At 64.7% G+C, this 20,280-nt stretch carries 16 protein-coding genes; 8 read left to right on the top strand and 8 right to left on the bottom strand.

What is annotated here, in order from left to right; genetic code table 11:
- From ABHM97_RS17100 to ABHM97_RS17080, 5 genes are all read left to right on the top strand, one after another.
- Positions 1-2,121 (top strand): Hsp70 family protein, encoded by a 2,121-nt coding sequence (locus ABHM97_RS17100; RefSeq protein WP_349471627.1) that lies wholly within the window; start codon positions 1-3, stop codon positions 2,119-2,121.
- Positions 2,122-2,123: 2 nt separating this feature from the next.
- Positions 2,124-4,175 (top strand): LuxR C-terminal-related transcriptional regulator, encoded by a 2,052-nt coding sequence (locus ABHM97_RS17095; protein WP_349471626.1) that lies wholly within the window; start codon positions 2,124-2,126, stop codon positions 4,173-4,175.
- A gap of 175 nt (positions 4,176-4,350) precedes the next feature.
- Entirely contained in the window at positions 4,351-5,787 is a 1,437-nt protein-coding gene (locus ABHM97_RS17090) for an IniB N-terminal domain-containing protein (protein ID WP_349471625.1), read from the top strand.
- Positions 5,788-5,915: 128 nt separating this feature from the next.
- Positions 5,916-7,781 (top strand): dynamin family protein, encoded by a 1,866-nt coding sequence (locus ABHM97_RS17085; protein WP_349471624.1) that lies wholly within the window; start codon positions 5,916-5,918, stop codon positions 7,779-7,781.
- On the top strand, positions 7,778-9,253 hold the full coding sequence (locus ABHM97_RS17080) for a dynamin family protein (protein WP_349471623.1): 1,476 nt from the start codon (positions 7,778-7,780) through the stop codon (positions 9,251-9,253). Before ABHM97_RS17085 ends, ABHM97_RS17080 begins: the two co-directional genes overlap by 4 nt.
- Here the strand turns inward: ABHM97_RS17080 and ABHM97_RS17075 are convergent.
- Both ABHM97_RS17075 and ABHM97_RS17070 read right to left on the bottom strand, forming a co-directional pair.
- Positions 9,234-9,836: a hypothetical protein gene (locus tag ABHM97_RS17075; RefSeq protein WP_349471622.1), complete on the bottom strand. Its 603-nt coding sequence runs from the start codon at positions 9,834-9,836 to the stop codon at positions 9,234-9,236. The two genes, ABHM97_RS17080 and ABHM97_RS17075, sit on opposite strands and share 20 nt — an antisense overlap.
- A gap of 6 nt (positions 9,837-9,842) precedes the next feature.
- Positions 9,843-10,283: a PLD nuclease N-terminal domain-containing protein gene (locus ABHM97_RS17070; RefSeq protein ID WP_349471621.1), complete on the bottom strand. Its 441-nt coding sequence runs from the start codon at positions 10,281-10,283 to the stop codon at positions 9,843-9,845.
- Positions 10,284-10,370: 87 nt separating this feature from the next.
- On the opposite strand from ABHM97_RS17070, the gene ABHM97_RS17065 reads away from it, so the two are divergent.
- Positions 10,371-10,682 (top strand): DUF4229 domain-containing protein, encoded by a 312-nt coding sequence (locus tag ABHM97_RS17065; RefSeq protein ID WP_235517342.1) that lies wholly within the window; start codon positions 10,371-10,373, stop codon positions 10,680-10,682.
- A gap of 61 nt (positions 10,683-10,743) precedes the next feature.
- On the opposite strand, the gene ABHM97_RS17060 is transcribed toward ABHM97_RS17065, so the two are convergent.
- From ABHM97_RS17060 to ABHM97_RS17040, 5 genes are all read right to left on the bottom strand, one after another.
- Positions 10,744-11,622 (bottom strand): 1,4-dihydroxy-2-naphthoate polyprenyltransferase, encoded by an 879-nt coding sequence (locus tag ABHM97_RS17060; RefSeq protein ID WP_235517341.1) that lies wholly within the window; start codon positions 11,620-11,622, stop codon positions 10,744-10,746.
- 61 nt (positions 11,623-11,683) lie between these two features.
- Positions 11,684-12,823, bottom strand: a complete 1,140-nt coding sequence (locus tag ABHM97_RS17055; protein WP_349471620.1) for an AMP-binding protein — start codon at positions 12,821-12,823, stop codon at positions 11,684-11,686.
- A 9-nt stretch (positions 12,824-12,832) separates the two neighbouring features.
- Positions 12,833-13,783 (bottom strand): 1,4-dihydroxy-2-naphthoyl-CoA synthase, encoded by a 951-nt coding sequence (locus tag ABHM97_RS17050; RefSeq protein ID WP_349471619.1) that lies wholly within the window; start codon positions 13,781-13,783, stop codon positions 12,833-12,835.
- Positions 13,784-13,828: 45 nt separating this feature from the next.
- A complete protein-coding gene (locus tag ABHM97_RS17045) occupies positions 13,829-14,557 on the bottom strand; it encodes a CPBP family intramembrane glutamic endopeptidase (RefSeq protein WP_349471618.1) in 729 nt (242 codons plus the stop codon).
- A gap of 56 nt (positions 14,558-14,613) precedes the next feature.
- Positions 14,614-15,864, bottom strand: a complete 1,251-nt coding sequence (locus ABHM97_RS17040) for an Nramp family divalent metal transporter (protein WP_349471617.1) — start codon at positions 15,862-15,864, stop codon at positions 14,614-14,616.
- 234 nt (positions 15,865-16,098) lie between these two features.
- On the opposite strand from ABHM97_RS17040, the gene ABHM97_RS17035 reads away from it, so the two are divergent.
- Entirely contained in the window at positions 16,099-17,790 is a 1,692-nt protein-coding gene (locus ABHM97_RS17035) for an ABC-F family ATP-binding cassette domain-containing protein (RefSeq protein ID WP_349471616.1), read from the top strand.
- 203 nt (positions 17,791-17,993) lie between these two features.
- Entirely contained in the window at positions 17,994-19,457 is a 1,464-nt protein-coding gene (locus ABHM97_RS17030) for an amino acid permease (RefSeq protein WP_235517335.1), read from the top strand.
- Between the two features lie 92 nt (positions 19,458-19,549).
- Here ABHM97_RS17030 and ABHM97_RS17025 read toward each other — a convergent pair whose 3' ends face one another.
- Complete coding sequence (locus ABHM97_RS17025; protein ID WP_349471615.1) at positions 19,550-20,275, bottom strand: dienelactone hydrolase family protein; 726 nt, start codon at positions 20,273-20,275, stop codon at positions 19,550-19,552.
- Positions 20,276-20,280 lie beyond the last annotated feature (5 nt).

The raw sequence follows: 20,280 nt of genomic DNA, 5'->3' as shown, positions 1-20,280 counted from the left end.
ATGAGCTATGTTCTCGCCATTGACGTCGGGACAAGTTTTACCGCAGCAGCACTGGCCAGGCCCCACCAGGGGCCGCTATCACCACCGGAAATCCTTCCCTTGGGATTGCACGGCAGCGCCGTGCCATCCGTACTTTACTACGCCGACGACGGCCGGGTTTTGGTGGGAGAACCCGCCGAGCGGCGGGGGCTGGACGACCCCCAGCGGATGGTCCGGGAGTTCAAACGCAGGATCGGGGATTCCGTCCCCCTTTCCATAGGGGACAACTGGTTGGCACCCGAGGACGTCTACGCCTCCATGGCGCGGTGGGTGGTGGACCGCGCCGAAGAGCGGGAGGGAAGTTCGCCGTCGTCGATCGTCATGACGTACCCGGCGGCGTGGGGTGCGCACCGCACGTCAGTGGTGCAGGCCGCGTTGAACGTCGCGGGCCTCGAAGCGGTGACGTTGCTCGGCGAGCCTGAAGCGGCCGCACTGCACTACGCCTCCCAGACGAGGGTGGAGGACGGAAGCGTCATCGCCGTGTACGACCTCGGTGGTGGCACTTTCGACACGGCCATCCTGCGCAAGGTGGGTGCGGGGAACTTCGAGCTCCTCGGGCGGCCGGATGGCATAGAAACCCTTGGCGGCGCCGATTTCGACGCCGCTGTCTTGCGTCACGTGATGGGCCACTTGGGCAACGCCGGAGAGGGTTTGGACCCCGCATCGCCGGAGACCTTGGCCGCTCTTTCGCGGCTGAGGCGGGAATGCCGCGAAGCCAAGGAAGCCCTCTCCATGGACAGCGAAGCGAGCGTTGCGGTGGCGCTCCCCGGGACGCAGCAGTCGGTTAGGCTGGTCCGTTCCGAGTTCGAAGCAATGGTCGAGCAGCCCCTCCGCGAGACCGTGGACGCCCTGGAGCGCAGCCTGCGGAGCAACCGTCTTGAGCCTCAGGACCTGAGCGCTGTGCTGCTGATCGGAGGGTCCTCGCGTATTCCGCTCGTGGCCGAGTTGATTTCCGTTGAACTGGGCCGCCCGATAGCTGTTGACGCCGATCCGAAGTCGTCCATCTGCCGCGGCGCCGCGCTTGCCGGTCTCAGCCAGGTGGCAGACGCTGTGGCGGCCGATGCACCGGCTGCGACACCTACGGAACCGGAGGCCACGCGGCCGCGCGTCGTCGCCCGTGTCCCCGTTGCGGGCGTCGTGAAGGCGGCCCCTGGACGTCCCGGCAGGCACGCGCCCCGGCCCCGCGTCCGGATGGCTGCGGCCGCGGCTACCGCCGCGACAGCCCTGGCCATCGCCACCGCCACTGCGGCCCAGAGCCCGGACGGCAACGGACTGCTCGCATCAATGTTCGGGACTCAAGCCGCTGACGTAATGCGCGACGGCGGTGCCCAGGATTCCGGAACACGTGACGGTGCGTCCGGTGGCGGCCCAGCCGCGGCCGCTCCGTTGACCGGGGCGCCGGCGACGGGACTTGAAGCCAGTGCACGAACAGGTGCCGGCCCGGCCGGAGCCGGAGCAGGAGCCGGAAGAAGCCCAGTGCAGAGGGCGACCGGGACAGGACGTGGTTCGGTAGCGAACGGACCCGCTGGAACCGGCTCCGGTACCCCGGCTGGGACTCCGGGTCAGGCTGGAGCAGCCGCTGGTGGGACCACTGGCACGACGCCTGGAATGGGCACGGGCACGACGCCTGGAATGGGCACGGGCACGACGCCTGGGACGGGCACGACGCCGGGTTCGGGCACGACGCCTGGAACGGGCACGCCCTCCACACCCACGGACCCCGGTGGCGCGGCGAGTGGCCCTACACCTCCGCCCGCAACGGACCCCGGGACCCCGCCACCGGCCACTGGTCCTGGCACCCCGCCACCGGCAACGGACCCCGGGACACCTGCATCGCCAACCGGTCCTGGCACACCTCCACCGGCCACCGACCCGGGGACCACCCCTCCACCGGCCACGGACCCTGTCACTCCGCCACCTGCGCCTGACCCTGCACCGCCGTCTCCCGAACCAACCGCGCCGCTGGGTGATCCGGCCCCGACGCAGGATCCCGCCCCGGTCACCGACCCGCCACCTGTCCCGCCGCCTGCCACCACGGATAACGGCCCGAGCCTGGATACCGCGTCGACCTCGGTGGCTTAGGCATGACGGGGCCAGACCATGCTTCCCAACCCACCACCAGCAAGGACCCAACTCCTGATCGGCCCGACGTGGTCCTTGCCGGACACAATGCGTTGCTCCGGGAGTTGCTCCTTGCGTTGTCAGTAGGCTTCACCCTGCCTGGGCCGCTGCCGGATGACCTGGAGACCCGGGACGGGCTTGAAGACGCAGTGGCAGCCGGTAAGGAAGCCGGGCTGCTTTCTCCGGACGGAACCGTGGTGGGGACCGTCCAATATGCGCTGTTGAACAATGCACCCAAGCCGCAACTCCGTGCACTGCAGCGGGAACTGGTAGGGAAGATCCTGCAGGAAGAGACGGGCCTGGGTGATGTTGCCCGTGAGCTCGCACGGAGCGGATTGCAGGACCCCCGTGTGGCGGAGGAGCTGGAACGCTGGGCGGACCTGGTGCTGGATGCTGATCCACAGTTGGCCGCCGATCTCTTCGCCGAAGCACTCCTTGCCGGAGCTCCGGAGCTTCCCACCGCCGCGCGGCGGGCCCAAGCCGCTGCAGCTATCGGCGACTTGGACGCTGCGGGAAGAATCGTGGACAGGCTTCTGGCCATGCCCGATGCCCCTGGGCTTCGCCTGGGTGCGGACGTTGCCGCTGCCGTGTGGGCGCACCGCGGCATGCTGGCCCGTAGCGCGGACACTTACAGGTGGGTTGGCCCTGACAGGATCGACGATTCCGCGCCGCTGGCAGCAGTGGCAATGATCGGCGCCGGTGATGCAACCGGCGCCGAGCAAATCCTCGGCGCCACACCGTTGGCGGGTTCGCCTACGCTCTTGGCGGTGGCGCTGACATTGACCCAGCAGGGGCTCAGGCACACCCTGGGGCGGGAACCACAGCGGGCGTTGCCGGAACTCATCCGGGCGTCAGACATGATGAACGCGGCCGGCGCATCGATTCCCTTGCCGGAGACCCCTGCAGCATTGGCGGCTCTCTGTGCGATCCACAGTGGGGAACCCGCGGTGGCGGACACGGTGCTCAGTGCTGCCCTCGCCGCCGGCCAGGGCGGAGATGCTTGCAGGCCCAGGCTGTTCCTGCTTCAGGCTTGGTGCTCAATGCAACAGGACAACCCCGAAGAAGCACGCTTGTCCATCAATGAGGCCGTCAAGGCCAACCACTGGCCCCTGGCTCCACGGGATACCTTCCTGTTGGCGGCACTGGAGGTGGCCTTGGCGCGGCGCGGCAGCGAGGTGCACGAACTGGTGCTCGCCTGGGACAGGGCCCGTGAGGCGATGATGCACGTATCCGTGGACCTCTACAACCTGCTGCCCTGGGGAGAACTGGCCATAGCCGCAGCGAGGCTACGGGAGACGCGACGAATCTCGCTGTCCATGGACAGTGCGTGGGAGTTGTTGGGCCGCTTGGGAAATCCGCCATTGTGGTCGGTTCCGCTGCACTGGGCGGGGGTGCAGGCCGCATTGCTGGGCGAAAGCCCCGCTGAACTTGCTCCGCATGCTGCGGCATTGGTGCGCGCGTCCGAACACAGCCATCTGGCCTCTGTCCTAGCCGCTGGCGGAAAGGCCTGGGTTTCCGTACTCGCCAGCAGGTTCGAAGCGTCCGACGTCGAAACAGCGGCCCGTGGGCTGGCTGCGGTAGGCATGCCATGGGAAGGTGCGCGGTTGGCCGGCCACGCCGCCGCGCACGCCGATGAACGGCGCGACATGGTACGGCTGCTGGCGTGTGCCAGGGATATCCATCCGCAGGGGGCAACCACCATCACGGGCACCACTGCGGGGTCTTCCGAGCGGGCCGAAGCTGCCGGGCGTCAGGACCCAGGCGCGCCGCTGCCGGATGCGGGAGAGGCCCCAGGCATACCTGACTCTTCAGGCCTGAGCGTCAGGGAACGGGAAGTGGGCCGACTGCTTCTGGAGGGCAAAACCTACCGCGAAATCGGCGAAGCCATCTACATCTCGCCCCGCACCGCAGAGCATCATGTAGCCCGGATGCGCCGCCGGCTGGGGGCCGAAAACCGTTCCGAACTGCTGGTCCGGCTCCGTCTGGCCTTGGGGGAGGGGTACCCACCTCCGTAGTCGGTCACCCCCTCCACCCCCTAACGGGAATGCACCGGATCCCCTAACGCCGGGGTGGCCGGTAGGGGGACCGCCCCCGATGCCCCGCCCCTGGCCCGGGCCATACGTTGAGTGGGAGCCCGGCAAAGGCGCCGGGCCATTTACCACCCACCACAGAATTTGAGGGAGCACTCCAATGCCTACACTCGCACAACAGCTCGTGCAGTTCCTGATGAGCCTGTTCAACGATCCTGACGCAGCCGAAGAGTTCGTACGTAACCCGGAAGCGGCCCTTTCCGCGGCCGGCCTGCGGCACGTCTCCTCGGCAGACGTCGACGCCGCACGGCCCGTGGTCCTGGACTACGCACCCATCAACGCCCGCTCCTCGTTCGACCGCGAATACAACACTGGCGGCAACCACGCTTCCACCGGCGGCTGGGAAGGCGGTGGCCAAGGCGGCGGACGCCCCCACAATTCCGGTGGCGACGACCATGAGAACGACGGCGGTGGGCATGGCGGTGCCGGCGGTGGTTGGGACGGCCATGATGGTGGCGACGACCACGAGCACGACGGCGGCGGGCATGGCGGTGCCGGTGGCGGTTGGGGCGGCCATGATGGTGGCGACGACCACGAGCACGACGGCGGTGGGCATGGCGGTGCCGGCGGTGGTTGGGACGGCCATGATGGTGGCGACGACCATGAGCACGACGGCGGCGGGCATGGCGGTGCCGGTGGCGGCGACTATGATGATCACGCCCACGCCGTCCAGCAGCTGATCCACGTGGTGAACAACTACTCGTACACCACCAACATCGACGACCGCGACACCATCACCGACCAGTCGGTCAACCAGAACATCTGGGCCGATGGCGACGTCACGCAGTTCTTCAACCAGGATGCCGTGACTGCTTCGGGGGATGGGGCCATCGCGGCCGGCGGAGACGTGAGGGATTCCGGAAACACGACAACCACCACGACGACGACCCACACCGATGACCACTCCACGGACAACTCGGTCAACATCACGGAGTCGGGCGACGGCGATGTTGAGGTGGGCAACACGGACATCGATGTCAGGGACTCTTTCAACGACGACCACTCGGTAACGAAGGATTCCTACAACACCGACACGGATGTCGACGTCGATATCAAGGACTCCTTCAACGAGGAGACCGACAACTCGGTCCACAACACCACGAACAACGTCTCGGACTCGTTCAACGACAATTCGCAGGACAACTCCGTGGATGTTGATGCGGACATCGATGTTGACATCGCGGACTCCTTCAACACGGACAACTCGTCCACGACGACGAACAACACAACCACGAACACGGACAACTCGAACAATTCCACTAACGTGGCGGACTCCTTCAACGCGACGGACTCCTTCAACTCCACCGACGTTGATGTGGACCTGAAAGACGTCCAGGTGATCAATGACTCGGTGGTGGCGCAGGACAACGAGTTGACCTACACGGAGGACAACTCCACCACAGTGGGCGACGTGGACGTGGACTACACCAACGTCGAGGACAACACGGTGATCGCCGACAACGACCTCGATGTCGAGTACAACAACATCGACGACTCGATCGTCGTCGCCAAGAACGACGTGGACATCGACCAGTAACCAGTGCACCAAACGGCGCAGCGAAATGCTGCACCGCGAAGTCCCCAGGCAGTGCCCGGCAGGTCGTACACACCTGCCGGGCACTTCGTGGCCTCCCGTCCAAGGGTGGCAGAGCAAAGGACGAATTTGTGGCGGAAACAGTACGTATGACCACACTGGTGGAGCAAGGCATTGCCGTCGTGGGGGAACGGAACGACCTCAGGCGGCGCCTGGAAAACACCCTGGAGCGGCTCCGGGACCCCAGTGTCCGTGTGATTGTTGTTGGCGAATTCAAGCAGGGTAAAAGCCAGCTGATCAACGCCATGGTCAACGCCCCGGTCTGTCCCGTGGACGACGACATTGCCACAACGGTCCCAACCGTCGTACGGCAGGGGGACCCGGCGTCGGCCGTTGTCCTTGTTCCCCGCCACGGCGGCAGCGTCACGGAATCCGACGGCGGACCTGAGGCGCCCGTGGAGCGGCAACCGATCGGGCTCGATGAGCTTGCCGAGTATGTGTCCGAGAAGGGAAATCCGGGAAACGCCAGGAACATCGTGGCGGCCGAAGTATCGCTTCCCCGCAAACTGCTCGCCGGGGGCCTCACCATGGTTGATTCCCCGGGTGTCGGCGGGCTGGGCTCCTCCCATACGCTCACCACCCTGACGGCGCTTCCATCCGCCCACGCCATGGTGTTCGTATCCGACGCTTCGCAGGAATACACGGAGCCGGAGATCCGCTTCCTCCATCAAGCGATGCGGATCAGCCCCAACGTGCTCTGCGTACTCTCCAAAACGGACCTCTATCCCAGCTGGCGGCAAATCGCTGACCTGGACAAAGGCCATCTGGAAGCTGTAGGGCCCGGCATCCCGTTGTTCCCTGTCTCCTCCGAACTGCGGTTGCAGGCAGCCAGGCTCCAGGACACAGAACTCAACGAGGAATCAGGGTTCCCGGCGCTGATCTCACACCTTCGCACCAACATTGTGGGCGAGGCTGCCAGGCTGCAACGCCGGTCCGTAGCCCACGACGTCCTTTCCGTCGCCGAAAACTTGAGGCTTGCCCTGCAATCGGAGCTGGGTGCCCTGGAGAATCCCGAAGGCACACCGCACATGATTGCCGGGCTGAAAGCGGCGAAGGAGGACGCCGACGCCCTCCGTAAACGATCGGCCCGGTGGCAGATCACCCTCAACGACGGGATCGGAGACCTCATCGCGGATATGGAGTACGACCTGAAAGACAGGCTCCGCAGGATCCAACGCGAAGCCGAAGCCGCCATCGACCAGGGGGACCCCGGACCGGCATGGGAGCAGTTCACCTCGTGGTTGGAACAAAGTACGGCCGCCGCAGTTTCGGACACTTTCGTGTGGACCAACGAAAGGGCACAATGGCTGGCCCGCCAGGTGGCCGGGCACTTCTCCGAAGACGAGGTGGTGCTGCCAACGTTGCAGGTCTCGGATACGGGAGGCGTGCTGGACCCGGTTGCGGACATCCAACAGATGGAAGACGGCCGCATGGGGGCGGTCCAGAAGATCCTGATCGGGATGCGGGGGTCCTATGGGGGAGTCCTGATGTTCGGGTTGCTGACAGGGCTGTTCGGCCTCGCGCTGATCAATCCGCTATCTGTGGGTGCGGGCCTCATGCTTGGCCGGAAGGCCTACCGCGAAGAACAGGAGGCCCGGTTGAAACGGCGCCAGGCCGAAGCCAAGATGCTTGTCCGCAAGCAGGTGGACGACGTCGTCTTCCAGGTGGGCAAGCAGCTGAAGGACAGGCTGCGGATGGTACAGCGGGCCACCCGCGACCACTTCACTGACATCGCTGAAGAGCATCACCGTTCCCTCACTGAATCTGTTGCCGCCGCCCAAAAAGCCGCGGCCACCTACGCCGTGGAGCGTGACATGCGGATCAAGGAGATCAGGAACCAGCTCAGGGTGGTCGATGCCCTCAGCTCAGGCGCCCGACAGTTGCTGGACAGAAGCCCGGATCCACAGCAAACACCGTCCACGGTCCCCGCCGGATGATGCCGTCCGGTATTGCTGGAGCGACGGAGCTGCTGGGGCTGGCCCGTCACGCTTTCCACGACGACGCCGAGGCACTCGCCGTGCTGGACGAGCTGGATGCCAGGCTTGCCGGGCCACTTCGCATTGCCGTGGCCGGGATGGTCAAAGCCGGCAAATCAACCCTCCTCAACGCAATCATCGGCGAAGAAATAGCGCCCACCGATGCGGGGGAGTGCACCCGCATTGTCACGTGGTACCGCTTCGGGCACACCCCACGGATCACCCTCTACCCCCTCACAGGTGAGCCGAAAGGACTCCCGGTCACGCGGGTGGACGGTCGGCTGGTCTTCACCCTGGGTGAGGTCCGGCCCGAGCAAGTGGAACGGCTGGTAGTGGACTGGCCGGCAGCCAGCCTGCGTGATCTCACCCTGATAGATACGCCCGGGATTGCCTCCCTGTCCCAGGAGGTGTCCGCACGGTCCACGGCTTTTCTGCTGCCCGAGGATTCGCCGGCGGCCGCTGATGCCGTCATCTACCTCATGCGGCACCTGCACGCCTCCGATGTGAGGTTTCTTGAGTCATTCAAAGACACAGCCGCTGGCCAATCCGGGACGGTCAATGCCTTGGCCGTGCTCTCCCGGGCCGATGAAATCGGAGCAGGGAGGATCGATTCGTTGATCTCCGCGGCCGTGATTGCAGAAAGGTACAGCAAGGACCAAAACCTCAGGCCCCTGGCCTTGGGAGTGGTCCCAGTCGCAGGGCTGCTCGCACAAAGCTCCAGGACCATGCGTCAATCAGATGCCGAGGCCCTGCAATTGTTGGCACACATGGACAGGAATTCACGGGAAAGGCTCATGCTGTCCGTGGACCGTTTTGTCCGCGGCGACGGCCCCGGGCAACTCGACCCGGAAACGAAGTCCTCGCTGGTGAACAGGTTCGGCTTGTTCGGCATCCGCCTCGGCGTGGCCCTCATCCGTGGCGGGACCAACAACCCCACCGACCTTGCCCATGAACTGGCACGTCGCAGCGGTCTTGGCCAACTCCTCGACACCGTCGAGCACCTCTTCCAAACGCGGGCCGACGCACTGAAGGCGCGTGCCGCCGTCGTGGGTGTGGAAGCCTTGGTGAGAGGGGCGCCGAAGGAACGCGCGGCACCAGTGGAAGCCGCGTTGGAGAGGCTTCAGGCCGGTGCCCACGAGTTCCGGGAGTTGAAGCTCCTGGCGGACTTAAGGACGGGCGGGGTGGGCCTGGGATCCGCAGCGTCGGTCGAAGCGGAACGGCTGGTGGGCGGGCGAGGCAGCAGCCCTGCGCTGCGGCTTGGCCTTGCCGGGGACGCGGATGACCGCCTTATCAGCGAAACTGCAAGGGACAGCCTTCAGCGCTGGCGGCTGGTTGCGGAGAACCCCTTGACCGAACCGCGCGCGGTGGAGGCTTGCCGCGTCGTAATGCGCAGCTGTGAGGCGATGATGGTTCCTACCGCCGCCGTTCGCTGAGCAGCCAGGATGTGGTGGACGGAAGGAACAGCAGGATCAGGCCCGCCGCAGCCAACACAAACTGCGCCGCCAGCAGCAGTGTTGCCAGGACACCTTCAGAGCCTGGCGCCACCACGAAGTCGCGGGTAATGACTGTGACGATCGCGTGCAGGAGGACCACCGGAGCCAGTGCCCATCGCGCCCACAGCCGGCGTTTGAAGAGGACGGCCAGAAGCACTGCCTCCATGGCCATGACCAGCGCCAGCATGGCGAGGCTCCCAAGAAATACGACGGCGGTGGCACCGTCAACCGCTTTAGCGTCACCGTCCGGAACCATGGTCCCTATGAGGCCCTTCAGGCGTTCAAAATGCGAATCCCGGGCCAGGAAGCCAGTCACCACAACGCCAAGTCCGGCCAGGAAGCTTGCCACCCACAGCGAGCGGGAGACCCGTGCAAACGTGGGTGGTTTGGTGGCTGCGGCTATCGGCGGCGCGCTGGACAGGGTGATCCCGGGGCGGGGTGGCGGCGCGGGTACTGCTATTGGCCCGCTGGCTGATGGTGTGGTGGGGGGTGACTGCCGTGAACCATCAGCTTGCTGGGCCATGTTTGCCTACTTCAGCTCGTCGGTATCATGCGGATCCGGCTCGCCGTGCTTGGCCTCGCCGGCGGTGAAACCTGGTTTCGCGCCCTTGTTCTTGCCGTCGGGGGGATTCTCTCCGGCTTTGCGCTCCCTGGCTTCCAGTTCAGCCTTGAGCTTTTTCAGGCGCTCATCTTCGGCCTGGTTCCGGCGGCGCGCTTCCAGGTTTCGGAGGAACTCGGGGTCGTCATCGGGGGCAGTGGGCTGACGACGGACAGGCCGCGCGGCCGGCCTGCCGTAAGGGCGTCCGAAGATGAACCAGAGGATCGCGCCCAGCAGTGGCAGGAGGATCATCACAATGATCCACGCGGTTTTGGAAATGCCGCGGGTCTGGTGGCGGTCCGTGCGGATGACATCCACCAGGGCATAGACGAAGATGACCAGGACTACGACGACACCTATAACGCGGGGCATGCATCAAGTCTAGTCTCCGCAAGGCATTCACCGGATGCCCACTTTTGGCCGTGATCAGAGTGCAACCATCCGGGCGGCTAAACTTGGATGGTGGCTTTCCTGAAGTATTCCCTCATCCGTCTGGCGCTGTTCGCGCCGTTGTTCGTGCTGTTCGTCTTTTTGGGGGTGGGCTGGTTCCTGGCGGTCATCTTTGCCGGACTGATTGCCTTCGCCATCAGCTACCTGTTCTTCCAGAAGCAGCGTGACGCTGCTACGGCGTCCATGCACGAACGTTTCTCCGGACGGGCCAAGCCCATCCGGACCGCCGGGGAGGTCGAAGATGCTGCGGCCGAGGACGGACTCGTGGAGCAGAACCCGGACATCGCCGTCAACAACGACAAGCGCCCCGGCACCAAATAGGCGTCTTTAAATGGCTAACGCCCCTAAAACCGCGTTTTAGGGGCGTTAGCTGTATGAAAACTCAGATGCGGGTCAGGATCAGGCCCAACGAGAAGAGCAGGCTGTAACCCAGGTTGATCAGGCCGGTCTGCTTGAGCACCGGGATGAGGCTCTTACGCTTCTTGCCGTTGATCATCAGCCAGGCCGGCATGAGGCAGGCGGGGATCAGCAACAACACGATCAGCATCCATGGCTTGGTGGGTGCGAGGACTACCACCAGGAGGATGGCGACACCCAGCATCAGGACGTAGCTCTCGCGTGCGTGCCTGTCTCCCAGCCGAACAGCCAGGGTCCTCTTGCCCGCTACCGTATCCGTGGGAATGTCCCTGACGTTGTTGGCCATCAGGAGGGCGCAGGCGATCAGGCCGGTCCCTATCGCGCCGATCACGGCAGCCAGGCTCACTTGCCCGGCCTGCGTGTACGTGGTGCCAAGGGTGGCAACCAGTCCGAAGAAGACGAACACGAACACGTCGCCCAGACCCATGTAGCCGTAAGGGTTCTTGCCGCCGGTGTAGCCCCACGCCGCCAGGACGCAGCCGATGCCTACCAGGATCAGCCACCAGGACTGCGTGATGATTACCAGGATCAGGCCACACACCATCGCCAAGCCGAAAAGGCCGAACGCGGCCCACTTCACTTGCTCGGGTTTGGCCGCGCCCGAACCAACCAGCCTCAGCGGGCCAACGCGGTCCTCGTCCGTGCCCCGGATGCCGTCGGAGTAGTCATTGGCGTAGTTGACGCCGACTTGAAGCAGCAGGGCAACGAGCGCCGCCAGGATCGCGTTCGGCAGCCGGAACGAATGGAGCTCGTACGCCGCTGCCGAACCGATGAGGACGGGCGCGATGGCCGCGGGCAGTGTGCGGAGCCGGGCTCCTTGAATCCATTGTGCAGCTGTCGCCACGTGTAGTACCTCGTGTATTTCGCGGTTGATCGTTCGTCAGGGCTGTGGGGTAAGAACGTGTCTATTGTCCCTGATGCAGGTTGGAAAGCAGTTCAATCATGGCCATGCGGTCCGGTTTTCCGTTCGGAAGCATGGGCAAATCCTTATCAGCAAACACTGTCTTGGGGGCCAGGACGCCCAGTGCTTCCTCGCGGCGGGCGGTGAATCCCTTCACACCCTCGGGCGAAGGATCAGCCACGGCAACGTACGCCGCCACGGCTTGCCCCCACTCGCGCGAAGGGACGCCGGCCACAAAAGCCGCGTTCACGCCGTCGAGCGCTTCGAGCTTGCCTTGGATGTATGAAGCGGAGGCCTTGATCCCGCCGGTGATGATGACGTCGTCGGCGCGGCCCAGCACGGTGAGTTTGCCGTCGTCGGCCAGTTCTCCGAGATCGCCCGTGACGTACCAGCGGACCCCGTCCTCTTCGAAGAACGCTGCTTTGGAGGCGCGGGCGGCGTCCAGGTAGCCGGCCGCCACCGTGGCGCCACCGAGGAGGATGCGGCCTTCCAGCTCGTTCGCACCGATGCGGACCTCGACGCCGTCCAGCGGCTCGCCGTCGTAAACGCACCCGCCGCAGGTCTCGGCCGAGCCGTACGTGGTGACGACCGTGAGCCCCTTGTCCCGCGCAGCACTGAGCAATTCAGCCGACGCCGGTGCGCCGCCCAGGAGAATCGCGTTGAAGCGGCGCAGCACGGCCAGGGTCTCCGGCGCGGGGGAGTCCAGGAGCCGTTGCAGCTGGGTGGGCACCAAGGAGGTGAAGCGGATTTTGTCCGTAAGTTCCCCGGCTGCGGCAGTGAAGGCCTCGGGCGTGAAACCGTTCGACTGGTCCATCACCCACGGACGCGTCCCGGCATAGAGGGAGCGCACCAGGACCTGGACGCCCGCCACGTACTGCAGGGGAAGGGCCAGCAGCCATTGACCTTCGCCGCGAAGCGCCATCGCCGTGGATACGGAGGACGCTGCGAGGGCGTCAATCGTCAGGACCGTTGCCTTGGGCGCGCCGGTGGAACCGGAAGTCCGGACCACCACGGCTGCGTCCTCGATGCCGGTTTCAACCGGGACTGCGGCTAAGCCGCCGTCTTCCTGGGTGACGATTTCGACGGCGGGACCCTCACCGTGCAGGGCAGCGGCGAGTGCTTTGAGTACGGGATCGATGTCCACGGGCCGGTCCTAGAAGTAGTAGGGGAAGTTGGACCAGTCCGGGTCGCGTTTCTGGAGGAAAGCTTCCTTGCCCTCAACGGCCTCGTCCGTCATATAGGCGAGCCGGGTAGCCTCGCCGGCGAAGACCTGCTGCCCGGCAAGGCCATCGTCGGCCAGGTTGAACGCAAACTTGAGCATACGGATGGCCTGGGGGGATTGGCGCGCGATGTCGGCGGCGTATTCCAGGGCGACTTCTTCAAGCCTTTCGTGGTCCACGGCCTCGTTAACGGCGCCCATACGGACCATGTCGTCCGCGGAATATTCGCGGGCCAGGAAGAAGATCTCCCTCGCAGCCTTCTGCCCGATCTGGCGCGCCAGCAACGCGGAGCCGTATCCGGCGTCGAAACTTCCCACCGTGGCGTCGGTCTGCTTGAACTTGCCGTGCTCCCGGGAGGCGATGGTGAGGTCGCTGACAACGTGCAGGGAGTGGCCGCCGCCGGCCGCCCAACCGTTGACGACGGCGATAACCACCTTGGGCATGGTCCGCATCAGCCGCTGGACTTCGAGGATATGGAGCCGGCCGGCGCGGGCGGGGTCTATGGTTTCCTGCGTTTCACCGTCTGCGTACCGGTAGCCGTCGCGGCCGCGGATTCGCTGGTCGCCACCGGAACAGAACGAGTGTCCGCCGTCCTTTTCGGAAGGCCCGTTGCCGGTGAGAAGGACCGTGGCCACGTCAGGTGTCATGCGGGCGTGGTCCATGGCCCGATAGAGCTCGTCCACGGTGCCGGGACGGAACGCATTGCGGACTTCGGGGCGGTTGAAGGCGATCCGGACCGTGGGGAGGTCCTTGGACGTGCCGTCCGCCGAACGCTCAACCTGCCGGTGGTAAGTCATGTCTTTGAAGTCATCGAAGCCGGATACTGTGCGCCAGCGTGAGGGGTCAAAGACGTCGGAAACCTTGGCAGGGAGTTGGTTGTTCACAGTCCGAGTCTAGTAATGGCGTCAGCTGATGCAGAACTCGGGGTCTTAGGTGGGGAGCAATTCGGGTGGTACGGCGTAGATAAGGACCACGGCCATGAGGTTCTTGGCTGCGTGGACAAAGTAGGAAAACATCAGGTTCTTTCCGGTCCACACATAAACCGCCACCAGCACCACCGCCATGCCCAGGTAGGGAGCGAGCGCGGAAAGCACCAGTCCTTCGCGGCCAATCACGTGGATGGACGCGAACACCAGCACGGAGATGATGCAACAGACCCAGATGTTCACGTACCCGGACAACTTGCCGATCAGCAGGTGCCTGAACAGGTATTCCTCAACAAAGGGGCCAAGCAACACCAGCAGCGGAACCATGAGCCACGCCGGCACATGCTGCAGCAGGCCCTGGATACCCAGCTGGTTTTCCGAGGTCTCGGCGGTTCCCAACGCTGCGACCAGGATCGCTGTCAGGATGAGCATCACCACGATGGCCAGCGGGACCATCCCCAACGTGAACCACGGCCGGGTGCCAAGAATCCTGAGGTCGCGTCCGGCTACCCGCCAAGCGGACGCTATCGCGAATATTCCGACGCCGGCATAAAAGAGTGCGTTGACGGCGTAGGATGCGGTGGCCGGGTCGTGGAACAGCTGAAGCATCAGCCGTTCGACGGTCTCGCCGGAAACCGTGAAGTAGATGGTGAATCCCAGGTACGCGGCCACGGCCAAGGCATCGAGTGCGGTAAAGCGGTACAAACGTGCCTTGCTGGTGATGGTGCCCATAGGACCAGACTAGCTTTGCCGTTTGGCGATTTTCATCCCGCATGGCGGGTATGGCCTCAGGATTGGCCGCCAAGGGTCAGGGCGATAAGTACGCAGTTCAGCCCGACAATCAGGGTGGCACTGGTCCAGCCGGCAATTTTCAGGGGAAGGGTGTCCGCGTGGATTCCCATCACCTCACGCTTGCCGGTCAAACGGATCAAGGGGATCAGGGCGAAGGGTATTCCGAAACTGAGCAGCACCTGGCTGAGGACCAATGCGAGTGTCGGTTCAACCCCGGCTCCCAGGATGACCAAGGCGGGAACCAGGGTAATGACCCGGCGGGTCAGCAGTGGGATCTTTACCTTCAGCAGCCCACCCATGATGGTTGCACCGGCATAGCAGCCCACGGATGTCGACGCCAGCCCCGAGGCCAGCAGCCCGATGGCGAACACGACTCCAATGGTGGGACCCAAGGCCGCTGTAACAGCGGCGTGGGCTCCGGCGATGGTGTCGGTTCCCTCGATCCCGCGAAGGCTGGAGGCCGCCAGCAGCAACATGGAGATGTTGACGATGCCGGCGAGCAGCAAAGCGCCAACGACGTCCACCCGGGTGGTCCGGATCAGCCGGGTCCGGACCAGGGGGTCTTTGGAGAAGCCATGCCGGTCCCGGGCAAGGGCGGAGTGAAGGTAGATCGCGTGGGGCATCACGGTGGCGCCCAACATGCTTGCAGCGAGGAGTACGGTGTCCGGGCCTTCGAACCGCGGAAGCAAGCCGCTCAACGCTTCGCCGGCATCGGGCGGATTCACGAACAACCCCGAGACGAATCCGACGGCAATGATTCCCAGGAGAACCAGGATGGCGTACTCAAAGGAGCGTTGTCCCCGCCTCGACTGCAGGGCCAGCAGCAGCATGGATGCGACGCCGACGATCACTCCGCCCGCCAGCAGGGGCAGCCCGAACAGCAGGTTGAGGGCCACGGCGCCGCCGATCACCTCGGCCATGTCGGTAGCTCCGGCAACGATCTCGGCCTGCGCCCAGTAAAGGCGCCGGCGTTTTGTGCCCAGACGTTGTCCCAGGATTTCAGGAAGGCTCAGTCCAGTGGCCAGGCCGAGCTTGGCGGACTGGTATTGCACCAGGACGGCCATGGCGTTGGCGGCCACCAGGACCCAGACCAGCAAGTATCCGTACCTGGCGCCCGCAGTGAGGTTCGCGGCCACATTTCCTGGGTCCACGTAAGCGATGGCAGCCACGAAAGCGGGGCCCAGCAGCAGCAGGCGGGACCAGACCTTGGCAGGCGTGACGCGTGTTTGCAGGGTTGGTGCAGCCATGGTGGTCCTCATCGTTGGGGGTGCTCTGATAACGAGGATAACCGAAAGTTAGGCATACCGAAAAGTATTATTTAGGCCACCCGTTGACGCCTCTCGGGCCACCCGCGGCTTGACTCGACGCGGTACGCCCGGCAGGCTGGAGCGATGAAGTCTTGAGCGCAGCCCCCACTTTCGGCTGCATCCCAGTGCCCACATGGCTGTCTGCCAACCGCTGCGGACTTGCGAGGATCCCTCTTGACTGACCACCTTTACCTTTCCGGCGTTTCCCACAGCTATGGGGACCGCAAACTTTTCAACGATGCCCACCTCGTGATTCATCACGGAGAGCACGTCGCAATCGTGGGCGAGAACGGCGCAGGCAAGTCCACGCTCCTGCGCCTTCTCTCCGGCGTCGAGGCGCCCGACGACGGCTCTGCCGGTTTGGCAGGTGACTCCGGCTACCGCGTGGGTTACCTCGCGCAAACCCACGGCTTCCCCGAGTCCTTGACCGTGGGGGAGGTCATCGATGCTTCCCTTGGTGCCCTCCGCGACCTCGAAGATCGCATCGCGGAGCTTGAGCGCGACCTCGCCGACGCCGATCCCGATGCCTTGGAACTCTACGGAAGCCTGCAGACGGAGTACCAGCTCCGCGAAGGGTACGCGGCCGAGTCGCGGGTGGAAGCAGCGCTGGACAAGCTGGGGCTGGGAGGCTTGGACCGCCGTCGAACGCTTGGATCGTTGTCAGGAGGCGAGCAGGAGCGGGTTGCCCTGGCCTGCCTCCTGGCCGATCCGGCCGAGGCCCTGCTGCTGGATGAGCCCACCAACCACCTGGATGCGGAGGGAACCGCCTGGCTCGAATCGCGGCTGGCCGCACATCGCGGAACCGTGGTGGTGGTGTCCCACGACCGTGTCCTTCTGCGCAAAGTGGCCACCACCATTGTGGAAGTGGACGCTGAGCGCCGCTCTGTGAACCGCTACGGCAATGGGTACGACGGGTACCTCCGCGAAAAGGCGGCCGAACGCGCCCGTTGGGTTCAGCAGTATGAGGGCTGGCTCGACGCCATGGCAGCGGAGCGCCTTCAGGCTGCCACCGTGGCCGATGGCATGGGTTATGGCCGGAAGCGCGACAACGACAAGATGGCTTTCGGCTTCAAGACTGGAACCTGGCAGAGTGCTGCTGCCAGCAAGGTCCGCAACGCGCAGGAGCGGCTCCGCCGGCTGGAAGAGAATCCCGTGGACCGCCCGCCCGTGCCCCTGACCCTGGCGGCGCCCCTGATGACCTCCGGTCCAGCGGCCGTAGAGGCGTCCGAACCGGCCGTGAAAGCCAGCGGAGTCAGCGTCCCGGGGCGTCTGCAGCCCACTGATTTCTCCGTGGAGACGGGCCAAAAGGTGTTGATCACCGGCCCTAACGGCGCCGGGAAATCCACCCTGCTCTCAGTCCTGGTGGGTGACCTGGAGCCGGCCACGGGTGCTGTGGCCATCAATGGCTCCGTGGGGTACCTGCAGCAGGAAATCCATGTGCCGGCGAGGCCCGGCTTGCGGCTGCTGCCTGCATTCGCCGCTGGGTTGGGCGGAAACATCGACGAACACGCCGAGGGACTCCTGCGGCTGGGCCTGTTTCGTCCCGCGGAGTTCCACGTCCCTGTCGGCAGTTTGTCCGCGGGGCAACAACGCAGGCTCGCCCTCGCCCGCCTGCTCCTGGGCGGTTACGAAACGATGATCGTCGACGAGCCCACCAACCACCTGGCGCCTGTGCTCGTGGAGCAACTCGAGGCCGCGCTGGCTTCGTTCGCGGGAACCGTGGTGATCGTCAGCCATGATCGCGCGCTGGGGGAGTGGTTCGACGCCTCAGCCAGGGCCTCAGCAAGCGCCACAGCCGGAGCCTCCACTTCAGCCGGAGCCGGCAGCTGGGTGCGCCGCCGGATGGCGGACGGCGCACTGCACTAGCCACGCGTTGTTGCCTGCGTCACGGGCATTCCGGTTAATCCCGTAAGATAGACGGGTTGCGCGAAGCTTCGGCGTTCTGCGTTCTTTGTCACACTTCGGGATCCCTAAAGCGGGAAACCCCGAATTATGTGTGCCAAACCCGCCTGTGTTCCGGCACTGGGCGAAAACACCTACAGCAACACCCCGACCCACAAGGAACAGCTGTGCCGCAAAGTACTCCCACAGATCTCAAGAACTCCCCGGCCTCATCCGGTGCCACGGGTTCGACCCTCAGTGCCGAGGGTTACCAGAAGAGCCTGAGCCGCCGCCACGTCACCATGATCGCCATGGGTGGCGCCATCGGCGTCGGCCTCTTCATGGGCGCCGGTGGCCGCCTGGCCTCCACGGGCCCGGCCCTGATTTTCTCCTACGCCATTGCAGGCGTCATCGCTTACCTGCTGATGCGCGCCCTTGGCGAACTCATCATGTACCGCCAGACCTCGGGCTCGTTCGTGAGCTACGCCGGTGAGATGTTCGGCAAGAAGGGCGCCTACCTTTCCGGGTGGATGTACTTCATCAACTGGGCCATGACCGGCATCGCCGAGCTCATCGCGATCGGCCTGTACTTCCAGTTCTTCTTCCCGAACGTACCCATCGAAATGTCCGCCATTGCAGCGCTGGTGCTGCTGGTGGCCGTGAACCTGTTCAGCGTCAAAGCTTTCGGTGAGTTCGAATTCTGGGCATCGTGCCTCAAGGTCGCGGCCATCGTGATCTTCCTGGCTGTGGGCACGTTCATGGTTGTCACCAACGCCAAGGTGGGCGAGGGGCACGCGTCTGTTGCAAACCTGTTCCATGCGGACGGCGGCATGTTCCCCAAGGGCGGCCTGGTGATGATCCTGGTCCTGAACGCCGTCATCTTCGCTTACAACGCCATCGAACTGGTGGGCATTACCGCCGGTGAAATGGAAAACCCGGAACGTGAAGTTCCCAAGGCGATCCGCGCCGTCGTGATCCGTATTGTGGTCTTCTACGTCGGTTCGGTGACGCTGCTCGCGATGCTGCTCCCGTCCGACCAGTACGTGGCCGGCACCTCGCCGTTCGTTACCGTATTCGGGCAGATGGGCCTGGGCTGGATGGGCGATGTCATGAACATGATCGTCATCACCGCCGCCCTGTCGTCCTGCAATTCGGGCCTGTACTCGATCGGCCGAATTTTCCGCACCATGGCAAACAATGGCCACGCACCGCAGTGGCTCACCCGGATGTCCGCGCGCCACGTGCCGTACGCAGCCATCCTGGCCATCGGCGCCGTTTACCTGGTGGGCATCCTGCTCAACATCTGGCTGGGTGGCTCCCACGCATTCGACCTCGCCCTGAACACCGCCTCCATTGGCGTGATCTTCACCTGGGGTTCTATCTTTGCCAGCCAGATCGCCCTGCGGAAGAAGCGCGGAAAGGTCTCCAGCCTGCCGATGCCCGGTTCGCCGTGGACCAGCTGGTTGGGCCTGGTGGCCCTGCTGGCCATCACCGTGCTCATCGGTTTCGACTCCATGACCAACAAGGAAACCGGCGAGGTCTTCCTGTTGGGCCTGTGGACCCTCGCAACCATCCCGTTCTTCGCCCTCATCCTTTGGCTGGGTTGGCAGAAGGTCAAGAACAACGAGCCCAAGAGCGAGCTCTTCAGCTAACGGTTCTACAGAACGCACGACGGCGGGTGCCGCCTTGGGTGACCAGTTCACCCCAGGCGGCACCCGCCGTCGTTTTTGCTACCGTTGCCGGTTCAGTCCGAAAGGTGCTTCGCGAAATGGTCCTCAATACGGCGCCACGCTTCCGGGGCGGAGGCAGGATCGGGTTTGATGCCCATGACCCGCATCAGTGGACGGAGCACCTTCGGGCCAATGGGGGCGTCGTTCATGAAGGCGTGGCCCGCCGTCGGAAATTCCTTGACGTCGTGCTCAATGCGCAGGCTGGTGAGGGCCGCCTCCAATTTCGCTGCCGCCCCGGGCAAGGTCCGATCCTTGCCGCCGTAATTCGCGACCATCGGGCAGGAGCCTTCGAGGGCGCTGTGCAGGTCCCGGGGCAATTGGCCGTAGTTCACGGACGCGGCATCAAAACCGTCGTTGGCGGCCAGCAGCGCGAACGCACCGCCCATGCAGAAGCCGATGACGCCCACCCTCCCCGTGCACTTGCCGTCCGCCTGCAACCAGGCTTTGGCGGTGGAGATGTCGGTGAAGGCCCGGCCTTCGCCCGCGAGCATGGCGCGCATGGTGGCCACCAGGCAGCGCCGGGGGCCGCCGTCGCTGTATAGGTCCACTGCCAACGTAAGGTAGCCCGCGGCCGCGAGCCGGTCTGCGTTGCGACGCATCACATTATCCAGTCCGAAGGCCTCGTGGATCATCACCACTCCCGGGAACGGTCCAACGCCGTCGGGCTCGGCCAAGTAGCCCTGCAACGCGGAGGAACCTCCGGGCGCCTGGCTCGTTGCGCTCAAATCGATAGTGACCATGGGGG

It is taken from the genome of Paenarthrobacter sp. CAP02, from assembly GCF_040137855.1.
Classification (GTDB): Bacteria; Actinomycetota; Actinomycetes; order Actinomycetales; family Micrococcaceae; genus Arthrobacter.
This window is presented reverse-complemented; position numbering and strand designations above follow the sequence as displayed.

Bases quoted from the DNA above. Each gene is read 5' to 3' on its own strand.
- ABHM97_RS17040 (WP_349471617.1), bottom strand. From the start codon at position 15,864: ATGGCTGCACCAACCCTGCAAACACGCGTCACGCCTGCCAAGGTCTGG.
- ABHM97_RS17075 (WP_349471622.1), bottom strand. From the start codon at position 9,836: ATGGCCCAGCAAGCTGATGGTTCACGGCAGTCACCCCCCACCACACCA.
- ABHM97_RS17065 (WP_235517342.1), top strand. From the start codon at position 10,371: ATGGTGGCTTTCCTGAAGTATTCCCTCATCCGTCTGGCGCTGTTCGCG.
- ABHM97_RS17100 (WP_349471627.1), top strand. From the start codon at position 1: ATGAGCTATGTTCTCGCCATTGACGTCGGGACAAGTTTTACCGCAGCA.
- ABHM97_RS17090 (WP_349471625.1), top strand. From the start codon at position 4,351: ATGCCTACACTCGCACAACAGCTCGTGCAGTTCCTGATGAGCCTGTTC.
- ABHM97_RS17095 (WP_349471626.1), top strand. From the start codon at position 2,124: ATGACGGGGCCAGACCATGCTTCCCAACCCACCACCAGCAAGGACCCA.
- ABHM97_RS17025 (WP_349471615.1), bottom strand. From the start codon at position 20,275: ATGGTCACTATCGATTTGAGCGCAACGAGCCAGGCGCCCGGAGGTTCC.
- ABHM97_RS17080 (WP_349471623.1), top strand. From the start codon at position 7,778: ATGATGCCGTCCGGTATTGCTGGAGCGACGGAGCTGCTGGGGCTGGCC.
- ABHM97_RS17045 (WP_349471618.1), bottom strand. From the start codon at position 14,557: ATGGGCACCATCACCAGCAAGGCACGTTTGTACCGCTTTACCGCACTC.
- ABHM97_RS17070 (WP_349471621.1), bottom strand. From the start codon at position 10,283: ATGCCCCGCGTTATAGGTGTCGTCGTAGTCCTGGTCATCTTCGTCTAT.